Source organism: Bradyrhizobium sp. CCGUVB1N3 (assembly GCF_024199925.1).
GTDB lineage: Bacteria > Pseudomonadota > Alphaproteobacteria > Rhizobiales > Xanthobacteraceae > Bradyrhizobium.
The window spans coordinates 4,892,609-4,910,534 of record NZ_JANADR010000001.1 but is presented as its reverse complement, the minus strand read 5'-3'; the positions used below and the strand labels follow the sequence as shown (position 1 = coordinate 4,910,534).

The following is a 17,926-nucleotide window of genomic DNA, read 5'->3' as shown; positions in this document are numbered from 1 at the left end:
GGCAGCGCCCCTACGCCACCGCACCCGACGCGCGCAGCGTCTTGATCGTCGCCTCGTCGTATCCCGCCTCGCGCAAGATATCGTCACTGTGCTCGCCGACTTCAGGCGGCTTGCGTGGCTGGACCTTCGTTGTACCGTCGACCCAGATCGGGCTGTTGATGGTCAGCATGGTGTCGTTCTCGAACGGCACCAGCACCTCGTTGTCGAGCATCTGCTGGTCGTTCGGGATGTCGTCGAGAATCCCGACGACACCGAACACCAGCCCGTTGCCGTCGAGGATCTTTCGCCATTCGGCGAGATCCTTGGTGGCGAACACCTCGTCGAAGATCCTGATCAGCTCGACCGAGCGCGCATGGCGGGCCGGCTTGGTGGCAAAGCGCGCGTCGGTGATCAGATCCTCCCGCCCCATGCAGCGCGCGAGCGTCGGCCACTGCCGATCCTCGCTCAGCAGCGAGAGGATGATCCAGCGGCCGTCCTTGCACTGGTAGTGGTTGGTCACCGCATTCAGCGCGCGCTCGCGCGGCCGCCGCTCGCCGAACTTGGCGCCGCAGAGTTTTGCCTGCGCCAGCACGCTCGCGGCCCACACGCCGTTCGCCATCAGATTTGAGGCGACATGCGCGCCCTTGCCGGTCTTCTCGCGCTGATAGAGCGCGGTGACGATCGCGCTATAGAGCGCCATGGCGCAGGGATGATCGCCCATGCCCGCCATCGAACGCGCCGGCGTCGTGTTGATGTCGGCGCGCACGAGGTCCATCAGGCCGGAGCGCGCCCAATAGGCGTTGCTGTCGAATCCGGGCTTGTTGGCCTCCTCACCCTTCTCGCCGTAACCGGTGAAGGAGGCGTAGATCAGCCGCTCGTTGAGATGGGCGAGATGGTCATAGGTGATGCCGAGCTTGGCGCGCACCTGCGGCGGCATGTTGGTGATGAAGACGTCGCTCTCGGCGACCAGCTTGTACAGCACGGCTTGCGCGTCCGGCTTGGTGAGGTCGAGCGCAAGGCTCTTCTTGTTGCGCGCCTCCAGCAGCCAGGCGAAATTGTGCTCGCTCGCGGGATAGCCCGGCAGGTTCGGCAGATTGCGGTAGGGATCGCCCATGCCGGGCGGCTCGATCTTGATGACGTCGGCGCCGAAATCCGACAGTACGGTCGCGGCAGCGGGCGCGGCGATGAAGCTTGCGCAATCCAAAACCTTCAGGCCGTCGAAAATGCCCTTCTGCATCGTGCCGCCGCTCCGGCTTGTTTCCCGCGCGCTGGAATTAGCGCGTCTCGATCATCCGATCATTTGACCGATGTTTTTGCGGGATGCAACGGCATAGCAGGTCATTGCGCAGCCGTGCTTTGCGCCTATCAGTTCCGTCATCCTGAGGTGCGAACATGGGGCGCGCCGCGCCCCATGTTGAGCCTCGAAGGATGAACGGCCGAGATGCAGCCGGGCCGTCGCCCTTCGAGGGCCGCTTCGCGGCGGCCTCAGGGTGACGGTAATTGACGCGATCTCGGCGCTACTCCTCGCCCGCAAGCAGGGCGGCGTTGCCGCCGGCTGCAGCGGTGTTGACCGTGACTGTCTGCTCGGTGGCGAAGCGCGCCAGATAATGCGGGCCGCCGGCCTTGGGGCCGGTTCCGGACAGGCCGTTGCCGCCGAACGGCTGCACGCCCACCACGGCGCCGATCATGTTGCGGTTGACGTAGACATTGCCGACCGACAGCCGTTCGACGATGGCATCGACGGTGTCGTCGATGCGCGAGTGGACACCGAGCGTGAGCCCATAGCCGGTGCGCTCGATCGCGGCCAGCACGCGCTCGAGATTTTCGGCACGGTAGCGCACGACATGCAGGACGGGGCCGAACACCTCCTCGGTGAGCTGCCCGCTATGAGCGAGCTCAAAAATATGCGGCGCCACGAAACAGCCTTCTGGTGCACTGCCTGCAAAATGCAGCCGTGCCTCCGTCTTCATTCGGGCAATGTGCGCATCGAGCCGCTGCTTGGCCTCGCGGTCGATCACCGGGCCGATATGGGTCGCAACGTCACTGGGGTCACCGATCTTCAACTCGCGCGCGGCGCCAGCGATCATCTCGATCATGCGGTCGGCGACGTCCTCCTGCACGAACAGGAGCCGCAATGCCGAGCAGCGCTGGCCGGCAGAACGAAACGCCGAGGTGACGACGTCGTCGGCGACCTGTTCGGGCAGCGCGGTGGCGTCCGCGATCATGGCATTGATGCCGCCGGTCTCCGCGATCAACGGCACGATTGGGCCATCCTTGGCGGCGAGCGCCCGGTTGATCGCGCGGGCGACCTCGGTCGACCCGGTGAACACGACACCGGCGATATCGGGATGCGCGGTCAGTGCGGCGCCGATCCGGCCATCGCCGGTGACGAGCTGCAGCGCATTTGCGGGAACGCCGGCCTCGTGCAGCAGCCGCACGGCCTCACGTGCAATCCGCGGCGTCTGCTCGGCGGGCTTTGCCACCACGCTGTTGCCGGCCATCAGCGCCGCCGTCACCTGGCCGAGGAAGATCGCGAGCGGAAAATTCCATGGCGAGATCGCGACGAACACGCCGCGGCCGCGCAAGGTCAGCACATTGCTCTCGCCGGTCGGGCCCGGCATCGCTTCGCCTGTGCCGAACAGCTTTCGGCCCTGCGCGGCGTAGTAGCGGCAGAAATCGGCGGCTTCGCGTAACTCCGAGAGCGCGTCGTCGAGCGTCTTGCCGCCCTCGCGCTGGAGCAGCGCGATGAAGTGCGGAGCCCGCTGCTCCAGGAGATGCGCGGCCTGCTCCAGCGCCGCCGCGCGGGTGCCAGCGGACGTCCGGCTCCAGGCCGCAAAGCCCGTGCGCGCCGTAGCGACCGCCGCGTTCGACTGCTCGGGCGTGGCCTCAGTGACAGGCTTGAGATCGGTTGGCTCGGCTGCGATGTCGGCCAGCAGACGATCGAGCGCGGCGCGCTCGCCGAACTCGACGCCGCGGGAGTTGCGCCGCTCCGGCGCGAACAGCTCGCGCGGCAGCGGGATCTTCGGGTGATGCGCAGCTTGCGGTTTTGCGATGATGTCAGCGGGGCGTTGCAGCAGGGCGGTCATCGCCACGCGATAGTCGGCGGCTAGCGCCACGAAGGACGAGTTGGCGCCGTTCTCCAGCAGGCGCCGCACCAGATAGGCGAGCAGGTCGCGGTGGCTGCCGACCGGCGCATAGGTGCGGCAGGCGAGTTTTGGGTGATCCTGCGCGAGTTGCTCGTAGAGCGCCTCGCCCATGCCGTGCAGGCGCTGGAACTCGTATCCGCCGCTATCGCCGGCAAGCTCCAGCACGGTTGCGACCGTCAGCGCGTTGTGGGTCGCAAATTGCGGGAAGATGCGCGGCCTTAAGCTCAGCAGCTTCTGCGCGCAGGCGACGTAGTTGAGGTCCGTCATCGCCTTGCGGGTGAATACCGGATAGCCGTCCAGCCCGCGCTCCTGCGCGCGCTTGATCTCGGTGTCCCAATAGGCGCCCTTGACCAGCCGCACCATCAGCTTGCGACGATGCGCGCGGGCGAGGCCGTCGACATAGTCGATTACGGCGACCGCGCGCTTCTGATAGGCCTGGATCGCCAGGCCAAAGCCGTCCCAGCCAGCGAGCGAGGGATCGGCGAGCGTCGCCGCGATCACGTCGAGCGACAGCTCCAGCCGGTCGGCTTCCTCGGCATCGACGGTGAAATTCAGGTCGAACGCCTTGGCGCGCTGAGCGAGCTCCAGCAGCTGCGGCACCAGCTCCTTCATCACACGCTCGCGGCTGATCGCCTCGAAGCGCGGATGCAGCGCCGAGAGTTTGACGGAAATGCCCGGCCGGTCGGGCAGGGGACGTTCGCCCGCCGCCTTGCCGATGGTGTCGATCGCGCTGGCATAGGCATCGAAATAGCGCTTGGCGTCAGCGGCGGTGCGCGCGCCTTCGCCGAGCATGTCGAAGGAGTAGCGCGGCTGCTGGCCGGAACGTGGACGAGCGCGCTCCAGGGCCTGCTCGATGGTCTCGCCCAGTACGAAATGGTTGCCCATCAGCCGCATCGCCTGCCGCGTCGCCGCGCGCACGGCGGCCGCGCCCAGCCGCTTCACCAGCCGGCCGATGGTGCCGTCCGGCGTCTCGCCGGGCTGGATCACGCGTGCCGACAGGCCGAGCGCCCAGGCCGAGGCGTTGACCAGGAAGGCGGTCGACTTGGTCTCGTGGTGGACGAAATCGCCCTCGCCGAGCTTGTCCTCGATGAACTGGTCGGCGGTGCGGGCATCGGGCACGCGGAGCAGGGCTTCGGCCAGCACCATCAGCGCGAGGCCCTCCTTGGTCGAGAGCGCGAACTCGCGCAGCATGTCCTCGACGCCGCCGAGCCGGTCATCACGCTTGCGGATCGCCTCGATCAGCCGCGTGGCGGTGCGGTCGATCCGCGCCTCCTGGGGAGGGGCGAGGTGCGCCGTCCGCAACAGTGGGGCTGCAATCTCGGCGTCATCGGGCGCGTAAGCCGCGCTTAAGGGGGAGGAAATGTTCGACATGGCGTGTCCTGTGGCGGCTCAAACCTAATCCGCACATCGCCGTAGTTCGATAGACAAGATAACGATTTTGCCTTAGATAATAAAGCATAGCTACGTGAATTCCGTGGATAGTATGGATCTTGATAAAATCGACCGGAGAATCCTTGGGATTCTTCAGCAGGATGGGCGAATCGCCAATGTCGAGCTGGCCGAGCGCATTGGCCTGTCGCCGACCTCGATCGGCGAGCGGCTGAAGCGGCTCCAGCGCGAGGGGTTTGTTGAAGGCTATGGCGCACGGCTCAATCCGCACCGCCTCGGGCTCGGCCTTCTGGTGTTCGTCGAGGTGCTCCTCGACAAGACCACGCCGGACAATTTCGAGCGGTTCGCGCGCGCGGTGAAGCTCGCGCCCGAAGTGCTCGAGTGTCACATGGTTGCCGGCGGCTTCGACTATCTCGTGAAGGCGCGCCTTTCCGACATGGCCGCGTATCGCCGCTTTCTCGGCGAGACCTTGCTGTCGATGCCGGGCGTGCGCGAGACGCGCACCTATGCGGTGATGGAGGAGATCAAGCGCGACGCACCTTTGCCGGTCGGCTGAAACGTGCCGTCGCGATTGTCGGGGAGGATGTGTCGATCAGGGGTTTTACGCGCAAAAAAGCTCACCCCTCGCGCAATCGCAACGCCTGTCGTCGAATGCACTTGATCGTCTTCTAAATTTTTTTGGCCCGTGCTCCCGGATCCGATCCGGGAGGCGGCGAAATGCCGAAGGGCTTATACCTTGAGGTTTTCTGCGGACGTCTTGCCCCGGTTTGCGATCTCTTCATATTCCACCGTCTGACCCTCGTTCAGGGTGGACAGACCGGCTTTCTGCACTGCCGAGATATGCACGAACACATCCTTGCCTCCCGACGCAGGCTGGATGAATCCATAACCCTTCGTCGGGTTGAACCACTTGACCGTACCTTTGGGCATCACGTCTTCTCCGCGGGACTTTCCTCCACAAGCACGAGCCGCCAGTCCCCGCAAACCGGCCGGCTCGGTCGAAGCAGGATACACCGGAATGTTACGGGCTTGGTAGCTCAAACCATGCCGCTTTCCTGCGGAAATTCGCTCAACTTCGCGGCGTTTTTGCCGCTTTTGCCCGTTTCGCGGTCATTTGGCGGGCCGGCGGCGGGCGGCCCCTCAATAGGTCGCGGCGAGATAGTCGACGATCTTGCCGACATCGGCATCGTCGATCGGCGCGCCGTAGACCTTGATCATCTTGGTCACCTCGGCCTGCCAGAAGGCTTTCCTGTCCTTCATCGGTGGCTGGGTGTTGACGTAGTCGGCCGAGTGGCAGGCCGTGCAGTTGTTCTTGACCACGTCGAGATTGGGGCCGGGCTTGAAGGCGGCGACCTCGTCCGGATTCTGGTAGCCGATGGGGGCGGCGGTGACGGCGCCAATGCCGGCCGCGAGAGTGAGCGTGAGGAGAACGGTGCGCTTCATCGTCATTCTCCTTCAGGCGACCGTGACGCGGACGGTTTCGACGACGTTGCGCAAGTAGCCGGCAGGGTTCCAGCGCGGTGTGTCCGGCTGGGTTTCGCCGCCAATGCTGGTCGCGCGCACCTTCAGCTCGACCGGGCCGGCCGTGAGCTTCACCGGCAGCTTCCATTCGCGGAAGGAGTATTTGCCGAGATCCTTGCCGAGCTTGGCCGGCGTCCAGTTCTTCCCGCCGTCGATCGAGACCGAGACCTCCTTGATGCCTGTGCCGCCGTCGAAGGCGATGCCGCGTAGCGTGGTGCGGCCGGCCTTCAGCCTGGCGCCATCGGCGACGCTTGTGATGAAGGAGCGGATGGTGAAACGGTTGATCGGGATCGTTGCCTTCGGCGCGGTTCCCGGCTCGACGCAATTGCAGGGCGTGTCGGGGATGCGATAGGCCGACTTCATCCAGAAGCCGTCGTAGACGTTGTCGATGACGGTGATCTCGTTGAGGTGCTTGACCCAGTAGGTGCCGTAATAGCCGGGCACGATGAGGCGCAGCGGGAAGCCGTTGAGGAACGGCAGGTCCTCGCCGTTCATGCCATAGGCCAGCATGACCTCGCCGTCGGTTGCGTGATCAAGGTCGAGCGCCTTGACGAAGTCCGGCGTCTTGTCGCTGACCGGGCCATCCATGCCGTTGAAGGTGACCTGCTTGGCGCCGGCCTGCACGCCGGCCATCTCGAGCACGGCCTTGAGCGGCACGCCGCGCCAGCGCGCGTTGCCCATCGCGCCGTTGCCGAGCTGACCGCCGGCGACGCGCGGATCGGAGAAGCCGCGGCTGTTGCCGGAGCACTGGTTGACGGCGACGATCTCGGTCGCCTTCATCTTGCGGATGTCCGTCAGCGACAGCTTGAGTTGCTTGTCGACCTTGCCCTTGACCTCGAGCGTGAACTTGTCGGGATCGAGATTGTAGGGGAGGTCGGAGAGGTGATAGCGGACGAAGAACGCGTTGTTCGGCGTGAGCGGGCCGTCGTTGAAGATCGCGAACGGCGTCTCGAGCTGCGGTGGCCGGCTGGTCAGGCCGATCATCGGCCGCTTCTGCGGATATCTCACCAGCGGCCGCTCGCCATTGGCGAAGGGCAGGGTCACGGTGTCCAGTGCCAACGCCTTGGTCGAGCTCAGTGTGGCCGCGACCGCGGCAAGTCCTGCTCCTTTGAGCAGGTCGCGTCTGTCGATCATTGTCTCCCTCCGGAGCATTTCGGTCGAGTCGCGGTCATCACCGCTGATCTCGCGATCATCTGTCGCATCGGCGGGCGCGAAGTCAATTCGTGCTTTCGCAGCGTAACCCTGACGCTGCATCGCAGCACGAACGCGTGTTGTCAGGCCGCGGCGCGTTCTTCGCGATCGACCAGGCCGGCGAGCAGCCGTGCATCGGCGATGACGCGCACTGTCATCGGCTCGTCGCGGCCGCGGATCGCGACCTCCTGCTGCGGCAGCGCGTCCTCGGCAAGGCCGGCGGTATGGCGGACCTCGTCGGAGGCGATGGCTTCGCAGGCGAGCGCCTTGGTCATGTCCTGCAACCGCGCCGCGACGTTGACGGCGTCACCGAGCGCGGTGAATACGATGTGATCGCGATAGCCGATATCGCCGATGATGACTTCGCCGCCGTGAATGCCGATGCCGAAGCGGATCGGCTGGCGCAGATCATGGCTCAGAAGCTCGTTGAGCTCGTCGACATGGCTGGCGATGCTGCCGGCTGCGCGCAGCGCCTGGCGGCAGGCGGTTTGCGGATTGGCGGCCAGGCCAAACAGCGCCAGCATGCCGTCGCCGACGAACTGGTTCGGCTGGCCGCCATTCTCGATCACCGCCTGCGAGACTGCGCCCAGGAAACGGTTGACGATGAAGACGGTGTCGAACGGCAGCCGCTTCTCGGCAAGCTGGGTCGAGCCGCGCATGTCCACGAACAGGCTGACGAGATAGCGCTCCTGGCCGATCCGCGCCGGCGTTGAGCCTTCCGTGCTTGCCGCGGTGTGCGGCGTGAACAATTGGAAGAAGGAGAGATCGCAGGTTGGCCGCAGCTGGCAGGCGAGGCGAATGGAGGGATCGGTGGTGCCGACGCGCGCAAGCACGAAGGCTTCGCGCTGCGAGGGCTCGGGGAGGATGCCATGATCGCCGATCACGCGGATGCGGCAGGTCGAGCAGCGCGCGCGGCCGCCGCAGACGCTGGCATGCGGCACGTTGTGGCGCAGGCTCGCCTCCAGCACGCTGAGGCCCTTGGGCACGCGCACCGTCTTGCCGTTGCCGTAGGACAGCGCGATCATGCCGCCGCGGCGCTCGCGCAGGCCCCGCACGCCGCGCGCGAGCAGCACGATGCCGAGCAGGCCGAGATAGCCGAACGTCAGCCCGCCGGTGATGCGGTTGAGCGTGTGGTCTTGCGCGACGGTGCCGACCTGGCGCTGGGTCAGATTGGCCGCGCGCCAGTCCGCATCGTCGCTGTCTGCAGCGACGCTGCGTCCGCCCTGGTAGATGCCGAGCATCGCCAGCGTCGGGATCAGCACGGCTGCGGAGAGCAGCCAGGGTGCGGCACGCTGGAAGAACGACTTCATGCGCAGCCAGAAATAGAGCCCGATGCAGCCATGGATCCAGGCGACGACCAGCAGGATCGTCATCTGCCACAGCCGGGCGGAGGACGCGACGAAGAACAGATAGAGCTCCTGCGGATAGAGCTTCTCATGTCCATACAGCGTATGGGCGAGCCGCACGCCGATCAGATGCGCCATTACCAGCGCGGGGATGCTGAGGCCTAGCACGAGCTGTAGCGGCTCGACCGTCTTCCAGCGGAACTGCCGGCGCTGATACAGCGCGAAGACGCCGAGCCCGGCATGCAGCAATGCCGCGGTGTAGAACAGGATCGCGACCGGCAGGAACTGCCAGAACAGGACGTGGTAATAGACGCCCGTCTGCATGGCCTCGACCGAGATATTGCCGAGTGCGTGGTTGAGGAAATGGCTGACCACATAGGCAAACAGGATGACGCCGCAGACCAGCCGCACCTGGCGAATGCTGGTGCTGCGGAAGAGTTCGGAAAATCGTGCGAGAGTGGTTGCCATGATTCGTTTGTATCAGCTCGTCATGTAGATCAGCCATCGTAGAGTTTAATTCCGGCCGAGAACAGCTTGCCCGATCACTTGCGCGGCATGGGGCCGCAGACACGGAATTGTAGGGTGGGCAAAGGCGCTCTTGCGCCGTGCCCACCGCTCCCGGGCACGGCGCAAGATGGTGGGCACGCTTCCGCCTTCGCTCTTCGAGCTACGGCGGACAAGTCGCTTTGCCCGCCCTACAATTCGGGGCATGACATGGACACGCGCGGCAACATCCCCCGCATTGACTCCCCCTTCCAAGTCGGGGAAAAGCGCGCCCGTGACGACAGCCCCCGACAAGACAGCCAAGCCCGACGGCGCCGCGCGCCGGCGCCTCATCATTGCCGCGCTCGTGATCGCGGCGATGACGGCTTTGCGCATCGTCTATGCCTCGATGCTCGAGTTGCGCACCGACGAGGCCTACTACTGGACCTGGTCAAAGGAAGCTGCGCTGAGCTTCCTCGATCATCCCCCGGGCATTGCCTGGCTGATCCGCTTCGGCACCACGATCTTCGGCGACACGCCTCTCGGCGTCCGCTTCGGCGGCATCGTGGCGATGCTGGTCACGCAGTGCCTGCTCGCCGACATCGTGCGCCGTGTCACCCGCGACGCGCGTGCGATCGTGTTCGCGCTGTTGATGCCGGAGGCGGCGCTCTATTACGGGCTGCTGATGTCCAAGGTCGCGCCCGACGTCGCGATGATCCCCGTCGCGGTCGCGATGTTCTGGTCGCTGGTGCGGCTGACAGAGAGCGGCGACGGCCGCTGGTGGCTCGCTGCCGGATTTTTCGCGGGGCTCTCGCTGCTGTCCAAATTCACCGCGATCATGTTCCTGCCCGCGGTGGCCGCCTTCGCGCTGGTGCCGGATTGGCGCTGGCGCTGGCTGCGCAGCCCCTATCCCTATCTCGCCGTGCTGATCGCGATAGCCGTGTTCTCCCCGGTCCTGATCTGGAACGCGCAGCACGATTGGGCCTCGTTCCGCTTCCAGGGCGTGCGCGCGACCGCGAATTACGGCATCTCCTGGCGCACCATCGGCGACTACATCGGCCTGCAATTCGGTCTGGTCGGCTTCGTCCTGCTGCCGGTGGTGCTGTCCGGCCTGACGCTGACGGCGTGGCGTGGCTACCGCACGCGCGAGCCGGTCGCGATCCTGCTTTCGACCGCGGTGCTGGTGCCGTTCCTCTACTTCCTCTGGAAATCGCTCACCTTGCGGGTCGGCGAGACCTGGCCGATGTTCATGTGGCCGGTCGGGTTCGCCGCTGCGGCCATCAATCTCGTGAGCTTGCGGCGCGAGGGCTGGTCCGAGCGGATGACGAGATCGGCAAACTTCTGGGCCAACACGGCCGTCACGACCGGCATTGCCTTCGTCGTCGCCGTGTTTCTCTACTACATGGTCGCGCCCTGGAATTTCCTCGGCAAGATCGATCCGATCGGCGCCGAAGCCGGCTATGACGAGGTCGCGGCGCGCGCCCAAGCGCAGCTCGACAAGACCGGTGCGACCTGGATCGCGACGACGGACTATCGCACCTACGCCATGCTGCGCTGGCTGTTTAGGGGGCGCGTGCCGGTCATCGAGATCAACGAGCGCGGCCGCTTCCAGGATTTCGCTGATCCCGGCATCGACCGGATCCGCGGCCATGCCGGCCTCTATGTCGGACGCGAGCCCGACAATCATCTGCCGCTGTGGAATTCACTGCCCGTCACACGCGAGCCGCTCGAACAGGTCGACCGCCATTGGCGCGGCCTCGTGATGGACACCTACGCGCTGGAAAAGCTCACCGGCTGGACCCCGGAGCTGTCCCCGCCAAAGGACTCGCCGCTGTTTTGGTGGCGCGTGCTGGCGGGAGACGTAGCGACACGAGCGCTCGCGTAGCAGATGGTGATGGGGTGCGCTCGAAGCTGGCACGGTTCGCGTCAAGGTCGCGGCGGTGCTCGATGCTTGACGTAACGCGCTGGCAGTGACGGCCTACGCGTTGCGGAAGTGGTCGGCTTGGGGGCGAGCGCCTTAAACCTTCGTATAGGTCCGTTACATCGTTGGGATACCCGACGTTTACCGACGTTCAATTGAGCCGCCAATCGCGATCGTCGTATCTATCGGGATGCGGTAGCGCTCCCGCTATCGCTGCCCTCCTTGGGCGTTTCCTCCCTGGACTTGGGCCGCTTGTGGCAACGCAGGCGGCCATTCTTTTGTGTGCACTTGGGATTAAACCGACGTCTGATCGACTTATACCGATGATTAGCCCGAGCGTACCTCAGTACGATCACTTCATACCCGCGCACAATGGCGTCAACCGAGTGCTCAGTGCTAGCTATTGAATGCGAAGTGAAAAGCAACGGAACCGGCCCACGTGCAGGCAGTTGCAGGACAAGCGTCGGCGGCGTAGCGCCCGCCGGCCTTTCCCTTGATCGAGCCGCGCGTCGCCGCTTCAGCAATTAGTGTCCACTGCCACAGTTGACTGCGGAGAGTGCGCCATGAAAAACATCGCCGATCTCGTGATGCGGTTTTGGCAAGGGAGCCAGCCCGCGTCCAATACTCAGGTTGCGGCTATGGTCGACAATCGGGATCGATCCAGCATGGCCGATTTTGTCCGCATCCTTCAGGCATACGATGAAGACCAGTACGGCAGGAGTTAGGGGCGACCGCGTCCCAATCGGGTTCTCGGGTCCTTTGGAGCGCAAGGGGAGAGGGGGACCGAGTGCGTGTCGCGCGAACGCTACTCCTCGTCTTCCTTCCTCCGCAGCAAGTCCGTCGCAAGATCTGACAGCTTCGGCTGCGGTAGCGCCGCGAACGGCAGCGGGCGCGTGACGTCGATGGCGGCGAGCCCGAGCCGCGCCGTCAAGAGTCCATTGAGCACGCCTTCGCCGAGCCGCTGCGACAACTTTGCTGCGATCCCGTGGCCGAGCATCTGCTGCACCAGGCTGTCGCTCGCGGCCATGCCGCCGGTGATGGCGAGATGGGCGATGACGTGGCGCAAGAGCCGGATCATGCCGAGCGCACCGGGGCGGCCGCCATAGAGTCGCGCGAGCTGGCGGATCAGGCGCAGCGAGGCCACGAACACGAACAGCACGTCGATCAGCGCGCGCGGGCTCACCGCCGTGACGATCGACACGCGCTGCGCGGCCGAGAACACCAGCCGCCGCGCTTCCGCATCGAGCGGCCTCATCAGCTCGCGCTCCGCGAGGCGGATCATGTCGGCGCCGTCGATGATCTCGCCGGCGTGGTTTTGCAGTGTCGCGCGGGCGCGTGCGAGCTGCGGGTTTTGATGTGCGATGCGCAGCAGATCCTGCACGATGACGCGGCTCTCGGCGCGGTTGTCGCTGGCGAGCACGGCGGCGGCGCGCTGGTGCAGTTTTTCGATCGTCGCGAGCCGGATCAGGCCGAATGCCTCGCGCCCGACCACGACCGCGAGCGCGAGCGTGGTGACGAAAGCCAGAGCGAGACCGACGATGCCGACGCTCTCGCTGCGCGCAAAGAGATCCTCGATCAAATGGACGACGCCAAGTCCGACCCCGAGCAGCGTCAGCCCGGCAAGGCCCGACCAGAACAGCGTGCCCCAGGGGAAGCCGCGCCGCACCACGACCGGCGTCTCGACCGGCACGGGCAGCGCCAAAGGATCAGGCTCGGGCGTGATCTGGATCGCGCCGTGGCTGAGCCGTGCGGGCTCGTCGGCTTCCGTCACGACGACGCCGGGGTCATCCAGCCGGAACGTCGCGGGCCGCCGCTGCTGGTGTCGCTCGTTCATTCCAACCTGTCTCCGATCAGGAACTGCAAGGCACGGTCAAGGCGGATGTGAGGCAGCGCCGGCTCCTCGGATCCCTCGCGCTCGAGCTTTGGCGGACGAAAGCGCAGGAAGCGGAAGTCGCTCGTCTCGGCGGCGGAGGTCGAAAGCCCGCGGAAGGACTCGGCGCCGTTGAACAGCGCTTCCGGGTCGGCAGGCAGGTCGCCCGGAAAGGTCGCTACCTCCGTATTGCCGTCAAAAAACTCGCCGCCGGCGTTTTCACCGGCCGCTGGCGTGCCGAGGATGGACGGCAATCTGTCGCGGCCGCGCGCGACCTGCGCCTCGCGCGTTGCGCGGACGGCGGCGAGCGCCACCACGTCGATCTCGGCGCCCGTGCTTTCAGCACGCGCTGCAGCCCGCGACACCGCGCGCCGCAATACGGCTTCGAGGCGGTCGTGACTGGAATGATGCAAATGATCGGCCTTGGTCGCCGCGAACAGGATGCGGTCGATGCGCGGGCGGAACAGGCTGGAGATGAAGGTGCTGCGTCCGATCCGGAAGCAATCCAGAATGCCGGCGAGAGCGGCTTCGAGGTCGTGCAGCGCTTCGGGGCCGGAGTTGAACGCGGCGAGCGCATCGGCCAGCACGATCTGGCGGTCGAGGCGGGCAAAGTGGTCGCGAAAGAAAGGGCGCACCACGACGTCCTTGTAGGCTTCGTAGCGGCGCACCATCATCGCCCAGAGCGATCCTTCCGGCGCCTGTCCCTCGGTGGGCACTTCGAGCGGCGCAAAGGTCAGCGCCGGCGAGCCGGCGAGACTGCCAGGCATCAGGAAACGGCCGGGCGGCAACAGGCTCATGGCGAAGCGCTCGTCGCGGCAGGCGCGCAAATATTCGGTGAACAGCCTTGCCGAGGTCAGCGTCGCCTGCTCGTCCTCGGCCGCCTCCGGCTTGAGCGTTGCCAGATGCGCGTGCCAGTCGGCCGCCAGATGCGCCCGCGGCGCCGCGCGCGACAGCGCAAGGCTTTCCGCCGACCATTGCTCGTAGCTCTTTTGCAGCAGCGGCAGGTCGAGCAGCCATTCACCGGGATAGTCGACGATATCAAGCGTCAGGTTACGGTCCGCGCCGTTCTGGCGCTGGTAGTCGATGACGAGGCGGAGCTCGCTGATGTCGACGGTGGAGTTCGGCCAGCGACGGTCCTCGGTCAGCGCGCACAGATGGTTCTCGTAGTCGAAGCGCGGCACGGCATCGTCGGGCTGCGGCGCGAGTTTTGCACGTGCGATGCGGCCGGAGGCAAAGGCCTCGAACACCGGAAAACGGCCTCCGCGCGTCAGCCCATGGATCAGCGCGGTGATGAACACGGTTTTACCGGCCCGCGACAGGCCGGTGACGCCGAGCCGGACGGTCGGGTTGAAGAAATGTTCGCCATAGTCGAGGAGCGCCCGGGCCGACAGGCGTGCCTCTTCGACCATATCCTGGAAGCTGAATACCATGGGGGAGGCGAGGGCTCTCGTGCCGGCGGAATAGGCAAATTGGACTAGTCACAAAAGTGGCAACTGCCTGACGAAAATCAAGCTTCATACTTCCACCGCGTTTTCGGGTGAACCAGCCTTTGAACGCCTCGCCGACCACGAAAGACCCACACAAGAGTGCCACCGCGTCGCCTTCGGACTGCCATGAGCGTTTTCAGATTGAAACAACTTGCGTCCAGCTCCGTCCATGCCGCAGCCGATGCGATTGGCTGGGACTATGACCGTGCCGAGCTGATCGCTGACGGGGTCATCCATGCCGTCGGCGTGCTGACCGGCATCGTCGCGGCGACCGTTCTGGTGGTGCTGGCGGCGGCCAATGCGAGCACGGTTGATATCGTCGGCGTCTCGATCTACGTCGCCGGCCTGCTCTCGATGCTGGTGCTGTCGGCGACCTATAATCTCTGGCCGGTGTCGCCGGCCAAATGGATATTGCGGCGTTTCGACCACTCGGCGATCTATCTCCTCATCGCCGCGACCTACACGCCGTTCATCCTGGAACTGAAGGACAGCATTTTCGCTCTGGCGCTGCTCGTCGGTGTCTGGTGCGTGGCGATCTTCGGCATCGTGCTCAAGCTCGGCTGGCCCGGCCGCTTCGACCGCGTCGCCGTCGGTATTTACCTCGCCATGGGCTGGAGCGGCCTGATGCTCTACGACGCCGTGGTCAAGGCGCTGCCGACCATGGCGCTGTGGTTCGTGGTCGCGGGTGGCGCGCTCTATTCCTTCGGGGTCATCTTCCACGCCTGGCGGCGCCTGCGTTTCCAGAATGCGATCTGGCACGGCTTTGTCTTGGCCGGCGCGGCGTGCCATTATACCGCGGTGCTCGATCTCGTCCTGAGCTGAGCGCGAACAGAAGCGGTATAAGCGGCATAAGAGGAGACGTCGGATGCAGGTGGCCGGCAAGGTCGTGGTCGTCACCGGCGGCGCCAATGGCATCGGCAAGGCGCTGTGCGAGGTGTTTCATCAGGCAGGCGCGGCCAAGGTCGTGGTCGCGGATATGGAGGCCGCCGGCGCCAGAGCCGTTGCGGCGACCGTGAACGGCGCCGCCTTCAAATGCGACGTCGCACAGGAAAAGGACATCGCCCACGTCATCGAGGAGAGCGAGCGGCAGTTCGGCCCGATCGAGCTGTTCTGCTCCAATGCCGGCATCGGCGGCGGCTTCGATCCCTTATCAGTGAACGCCGGCGGCTCGTCGGACGAGCCTTGGCAGCGAAGTTGGGCGATCCACGTCATGGCCCACGTCTACGCGGCACGACACCTTGTCCCGCGTATGAAAGCGCGCGGCGGCGGCTATTTCCTCAACACGATCTCGGCCGCGGGCCTGCTCTCGCAGGTCGGCAGCCCTGCCTATTCGACGACGAAGCACGCTGCGGTCGGCTTTGCGGAAAACCTTGCGATCTCGCACAAGGCCCACAACATCCGCGTCTCGATCCTCTGCCCGCAGGGCGTCGACACCAACATGCTGCGCGGGATCCCCAAGGGCCCCCAAAGTGGCGACGGCGACCTCTCGCCCGAACAGGTCGCGAAAGACGCGCTCGCCGGCATTGCGCAGGAGACGTTCCTGATCCTGCCGCACGCGCAGGTGCTCGGCTACATGCGCAAGAAGACCGAGAACTACGACCGCTGGATCGGCGGCATGGCCAAGATCCAGGCCAAGATGCGGGAGGAGTTCGGGAAGTGACCGGAGGTCATTCCGGGGCGGTCCGCAGGACCCGAACCCGGAATCTCGAGATTCCGGGTTCGATGCTTCGCATCGCCCCGGAATGACTATGCGTCAATTCTTCTGTGCGTAGAGCAGCGGCACGGCGGAATCCACGACGACCTCGACGAGGCTCGTGCCCTCGGACGACATCCCCCGCTTCAGCGCCTCGCCAAGCTCCGCCGCTTTCGTCACCCGCACCGCGTCGCAGCCCATGCCTTCGGCGAGCTTGACGAAATCGATGCCGGGTAATTCCAGCCCGGGCACGTTGCGCACCTGCATGACCTGGCTGAAGGAGCGCATCGCGCCATAGCCGGAATTGTTGATGACGACGACGGTGAGCGGCAGCTTGCGCTGCGCGGCGGTCCACAGCGCCTGGAACGAATACATCGCCGAGCCGTCGCCGATCAGGCAGACGGTACGGCTGGTCGGCTTGCCCAGGGCCATGCCGACTGCGGCCGGCAGGCTGTAGCCGAGGCCGCCGCTCGACATGGTGTAAAAGCTGTCCTGTCCGCGCATCGGCATGAACTTTTGCATCGCCGGACGGTGCGAGGGCACTTCCTCGACCAGCGAAGTACCCTCCGGCATGGCCTCGGACAGCGAATGCAGCAGGAATTCGACCGGCAGCGGATCGGCCGCCTTCGGCGTTGGTGGCAGTGTGCGGCCCTTTGGCGTCGCGCGTTTGCTCTCCGGCAGCATGTCGAGCAGCGCGTTCAGCGCCGGCTTCATGGTCGCGACGATGCTGGTGCCGACCGGCGTCACCGCGGCGGCATCCGGATCGTCGGTGATCTGGAAGATGGTCGTGCCCCCGTCGAAGATCGAGGCGTGCCCCTCGACATGGAAGGTGAAGACCGGCGCGCCGATGACGACGACGAGATCGTGCGCGCGCAGCGCATCCGAAAGTTGGCCGGGCGAGGCATGCAGGAAGCCTGCGAATTGCGGATGGCGCTCCGGGAAGGAGCAGCGCGCCGAGAACGGGCTCACCCAGACGCTCGCCTTGGCCTTTTCCGCCACGCGCACCGTCAGATCGACGGCGCCGGCACGGTCGACGCCGGGGCCGACGACGAGGGCAGGGTGCTTGCTGGAATTGAGCGCTGCGACCAGCGCCTTCATCGCCTCGGGCTCGGGTCCGAGTTCGCGGCTGACCTTTCGCGCCTCGACCGGCGTCGTCGCATGGGTCCAGTCGTCGATCGGGATTGAGACGAAGGTGGGGCCGCAGGGCGCCTGCATCGCAGTGTGATAGGCGCGCGCGATCGCGGCCGGCACGTCCTCAGGCCGCGCCGGCTCGACGCTGTATTTGACGTAAGGCCGCGGGAATTCGGACGCGCGCTCGGCGTAGAGGAACGCCTGCAACGGCAGGATAGAGCGCGCCTGCTGGCCCGCGGTGATGACGAGCGGCGTCTGGTTGCGATGCGCGGTGTAGATATTGCCGAGCGCGTTGCCGACGCCGGCCGCCGAATGCAGATTGACGAAGCCGGCATTGCGCGTGGCCTGCGCGTAGCCGTCGGCCATGCCGACGGCGGAGGCTTCCTGGAGCGCGAGCACATAGTCGATGTCGTCGGGCCAGTCGCTCAAGAAAGGCAGCTCGGTCGAGCCCGGATTTCCGAACACGCGCTTGATGCCGAAGCCACGCAGCAGGTCGAGCGTTGCCTCTTTGACGGAGACGGATTTGCTGCCGGTTTTTCCGTTCTTTGCCATTGTTTCCGTCCCTTTTTAGTTCCTCATCCTGAGGAGCGCGGAACGCGCGTCTCGAAGGATGAAGGCCCGGCTCTCGGCCTCGCCCTTCGAGACGCGCGCGAAGGGCGCGCTCCTCAGGGTGAGGGTCTAGCAGGCTGTTGAAGAAGTCTTCGAGCGACGCGCGATAAATGGGATGTCGTCGCCATTAAGGAGGCAGATTTCACCTTCGAGTGAGCCG

The 17,926-nt window shown here is 65.5% G+C and carries 14 protein-coding genes; 5 read left to right on the top strand and 9 right to left on the bottom strand.

What is annotated here, in order from left to right; all coding sequences use genetic code 11:
• Positions 1-10 precede the first annotated feature (10 nt).
• Both NLM33_RS23460 and putA read right to left on the bottom strand, forming a co-directional pair.
• The gene (locus NLM33_RS23460; RefSeq protein WP_254099151.1) at positions 11-1,216 is read right to left on the bottom strand and encodes a CaiB/BaiF CoA-transferase family protein; all 1,206 of its coding nucleotides are present in this window, start codon (positions 1,214-1,216) and stop codon (positions 11-13) included.
• 280 nt (positions 1,217-1,496) lie between these two features.
• Positions 1,497-4,496, bottom strand: a complete 3,000-nt coding sequence (gene putA / locus NLM33_RS23455; RefSeq protein ID WP_254099149.1) for a bifunctional proline dehydrogenase/L-glutamate gamma-semialdehyde dehydrogenase PutA — start codon at positions 4,494-4,496, stop codon at positions 1,497-1,499.
• Positions 4,497-4,608: 112 nt separating this feature from the next.
• On the opposite strand from putA, the gene NLM33_RS23450 reads away from it, so the two are divergent.
• Positions 4,609-5,070, top strand: coding sequence for an Lrp/AsnC ligand binding domain-containing protein (locus tag NLM33_RS23450; protein ID WP_254099147.1), 462 nt, complete (start codon positions 4,609-4,611; stop codon positions 5,068-5,070).
• A 173-nt stretch (positions 5,071-5,243) separates the two neighbouring features.
• On the opposite strand, the gene NLM33_RS23445 is transcribed toward NLM33_RS23450, so the two are convergent.
• From NLM33_RS23445 to NLM33_RS23430, 4 genes are all read right to left on the bottom strand, one after another.
• Entirely contained in the window at positions 5,244-5,444 is a 201-nt protein-coding gene (locus NLM33_RS23445) for a cold-shock protein (RefSeq protein ID WP_027527932.1), read from the bottom strand.
• Between the two features lie 210 nt (positions 5,445-5,654).
• On the bottom strand, positions 5,655-5,963 hold the full coding sequence (locus NLM33_RS23440; RefSeq protein ID WP_371929979.1) for a cytochrome c: 309 nt from the start codon (positions 5,961-5,963) through the stop codon (positions 5,655-5,657).
• Positions 5,964-5,969: 6 nt separating this feature from the next.
• A complete protein-coding gene (locus tag NLM33_RS23435) occupies positions 5,970-7,169 on the bottom strand; it encodes a molybdopterin-dependent oxidoreductase (protein ID WP_254099143.1) in 1,200 nt (399 codons plus the stop codon).
• Between the two features lie 140 nt (positions 7,170-7,309).
• Positions 7,310-9,040, bottom strand: a complete 1,731-nt coding sequence (locus NLM33_RS23430) for an adenylate/guanylate cyclase domain-containing protein (protein WP_254099141.1) — start codon at positions 9,038-9,040, stop codon at positions 7,310-7,312.
• A 394-nt stretch (positions 9,041-9,434) separates the two neighbouring features.
• On the opposite strand from NLM33_RS23430, the gene NLM33_RS23425 reads away from it, so the two are divergent.
• Both NLM33_RS23425 and NLM33_RS23420 read left to right on the top strand, forming a co-directional pair.
• Positions 9,435-10,940 carry a glycosyltransferase family 39 protein gene (locus NLM33_RS23425; protein WP_254105863.1) on the top strand — a complete coding sequence of 502 codons (1,506 nt, stop codon included), beginning with the start codon at positions 9,435-9,437 and terminating at the stop codon, positions 10,938-10,940.
• Positions 10,941-11,539: 599 nt separating this feature from the next.
• A complete protein-coding gene (locus NLM33_RS23420) occupies positions 11,540-11,701 on the top strand; it encodes a hypothetical protein (protein ID WP_254099139.1) in 162 nt (53 codons plus the stop codon).
• Between the two features lie 80 nt (positions 11,702-11,781).
• Here the strand turns inward: NLM33_RS23420 and NLM33_RS23415 are convergent, their stop codons facing one another.
• Both NLM33_RS23415 and NLM33_RS23410 read right to left on the bottom strand, forming a co-directional pair.
• The gene (locus NLM33_RS23415) at positions 11,782-12,810 is read right to left on the bottom strand and encodes a YcjF family protein (protein ID WP_254099137.1); all 1,029 of its coding nucleotides are present in this window, start codon (positions 12,808-12,810) and stop codon (positions 11,782-11,784) included.
• Positions 12,807-14,276 carry a YcjX family protein gene (locus NLM33_RS23410; RefSeq protein ID WP_254099135.1) on the bottom strand — a complete coding sequence of 490 codons (1,470 nt, stop codon included), beginning with the start codon at positions 14,274-14,276 and terminating at the stop codon, positions 12,807-12,809. Before NLM33_RS23410 ends, NLM33_RS23415 begins: the two co-directional genes overlap by 4 nt.
• Positions 14,277-14,459: 183 nt before the next feature.
• Between NLM33_RS23410 and NLM33_RS23405 the strand changes: the two genes are divergently transcribed.
• Both NLM33_RS23405 and NLM33_RS23400 read left to right on the top strand, forming a co-directional pair.
• Positions 14,460-15,155, top strand: coding sequence for a hemolysin III family protein (locus NLM33_RS23405; RefSeq protein ID WP_254099133.1), 696 nt, complete (start codon positions 14,460-14,462; stop codon positions 15,153-15,155).
• Between the two features lie 43 nt (positions 15,156-15,198).
• Positions 15,199-15,993: an SDR family oxidoreductase gene (locus tag NLM33_RS23400; protein WP_254099125.1), complete on the top strand. Its 795-nt coding sequence runs from the start codon at positions 15,199-15,201 to the stop codon at positions 15,991-15,993.
• Positions 15,994-16,086: 93 nt separating this feature from the next.
• Here the strand turns inward: NLM33_RS23400 and mdlC are convergent, their stop codons facing one another.
• Positions 16,087-17,709: a benzoylformate decarboxylase gene (gene mdlC, locus NLM33_RS23395; protein WP_254099123.1), complete on the bottom strand. Its 1,623-nt coding sequence runs from the start codon at positions 17,707-17,709 to the stop codon at positions 16,087-16,089.
• Positions 17,710-17,926 lie beyond the last annotated feature (217 nt).

Excerpts from the sequence above, each read along its gene's own strand:
- NLM33_RS23460 (WP_254099151.1), bottom strand. The coding sequence starts at position 1,216 with ATGCAGAAGGGCATTTTCGACGGCCTGAAGGTTTTGGATTGCGCAAGC.
- putA (WP_254099149.1), bottom strand. The coding sequence starts at position 4,496 with ATGTCGAACATTTCCTCCCCCTTAAGCGCGGCTTACGCGCCCGATGAC.
- NLM33_RS23450 (WP_254099147.1), top strand. The coding sequence starts at position 4,609 with ATGGATCTTGATAAAATCGACCGGAGAATCCTTGGGATTCTTCAGCAG.
- NLM33_RS23445 (WP_027527932.1), bottom strand. The coding sequence starts at position 5,444 with ATGCCCAAAGGTACGGTCAAGTGGTTCAACCCGACGAAGGGTTATGGA.
- NLM33_RS23440 (WP_371929979.1), bottom strand. The coding sequence starts at position 5,963 with ATGACGATGAAGCGCACCGTTCTCCTCACGCTCACTCTCGCGGCCGGC.
- NLM33_RS23435 (WP_254099143.1), bottom strand. The coding sequence starts at position 7,169 with ATGATCGACAGACGCGACCTGCTCAAAGGAGCAGGACTTGCCGCGGTC.
- NLM33_RS23430 (WP_254099141.1), bottom strand. The coding sequence starts at position 9,040 with ATGGCAACCACTCTCGCACGATTTTCCGAACTCTTCCGCAGCACCAGC.
- NLM33_RS23425 (WP_254105863.1), top strand. The coding sequence starts at position 9,435 with ATGACGGCTTTGCGCATCGTCTATGCCTCGATGCTCGAGTTGCGCACC.
- NLM33_RS23420 (WP_254099139.1), top strand. The coding sequence starts at position 11,540 with ATGAAAAACATCGCCGATCTCGTGATGCGGTTTTGGCAAGGGAGCCAG.
- NLM33_RS23415 (WP_254099137.1), bottom strand. The coding sequence starts at position 12,810 with ATGAACGAGCGACACCAGCAGCGGCGGCCCGCGACGTTCCGGCTGGAT.
- NLM33_RS23410 (WP_254099135.1), bottom strand. The coding sequence starts at position 14,276 with ATGGTATTCAGCTTCCAGGATATGGTCGAAGAGGCACGCCTGTCGGCC.
- NLM33_RS23405 (WP_254099133.1), top strand. The coding sequence starts at position 14,460 with ATGAGCGTTTTCAGATTGAAACAACTTGCGTCCAGCTCCGTCCATGCC.
- NLM33_RS23400 (WP_254099125.1), top strand. The coding sequence starts at position 15,199 with ATGCAGGTGGCCGGCAAGGTCGTGGTCGTCACCGGCGGCGCCAATGGC.
- mdlC (WP_254099123.1), bottom strand. The coding sequence starts at position 17,709 with ATGGCAAAGAACGGAAAAACCGGCAGCAAATCCGTCTCCGTCAAAGAG.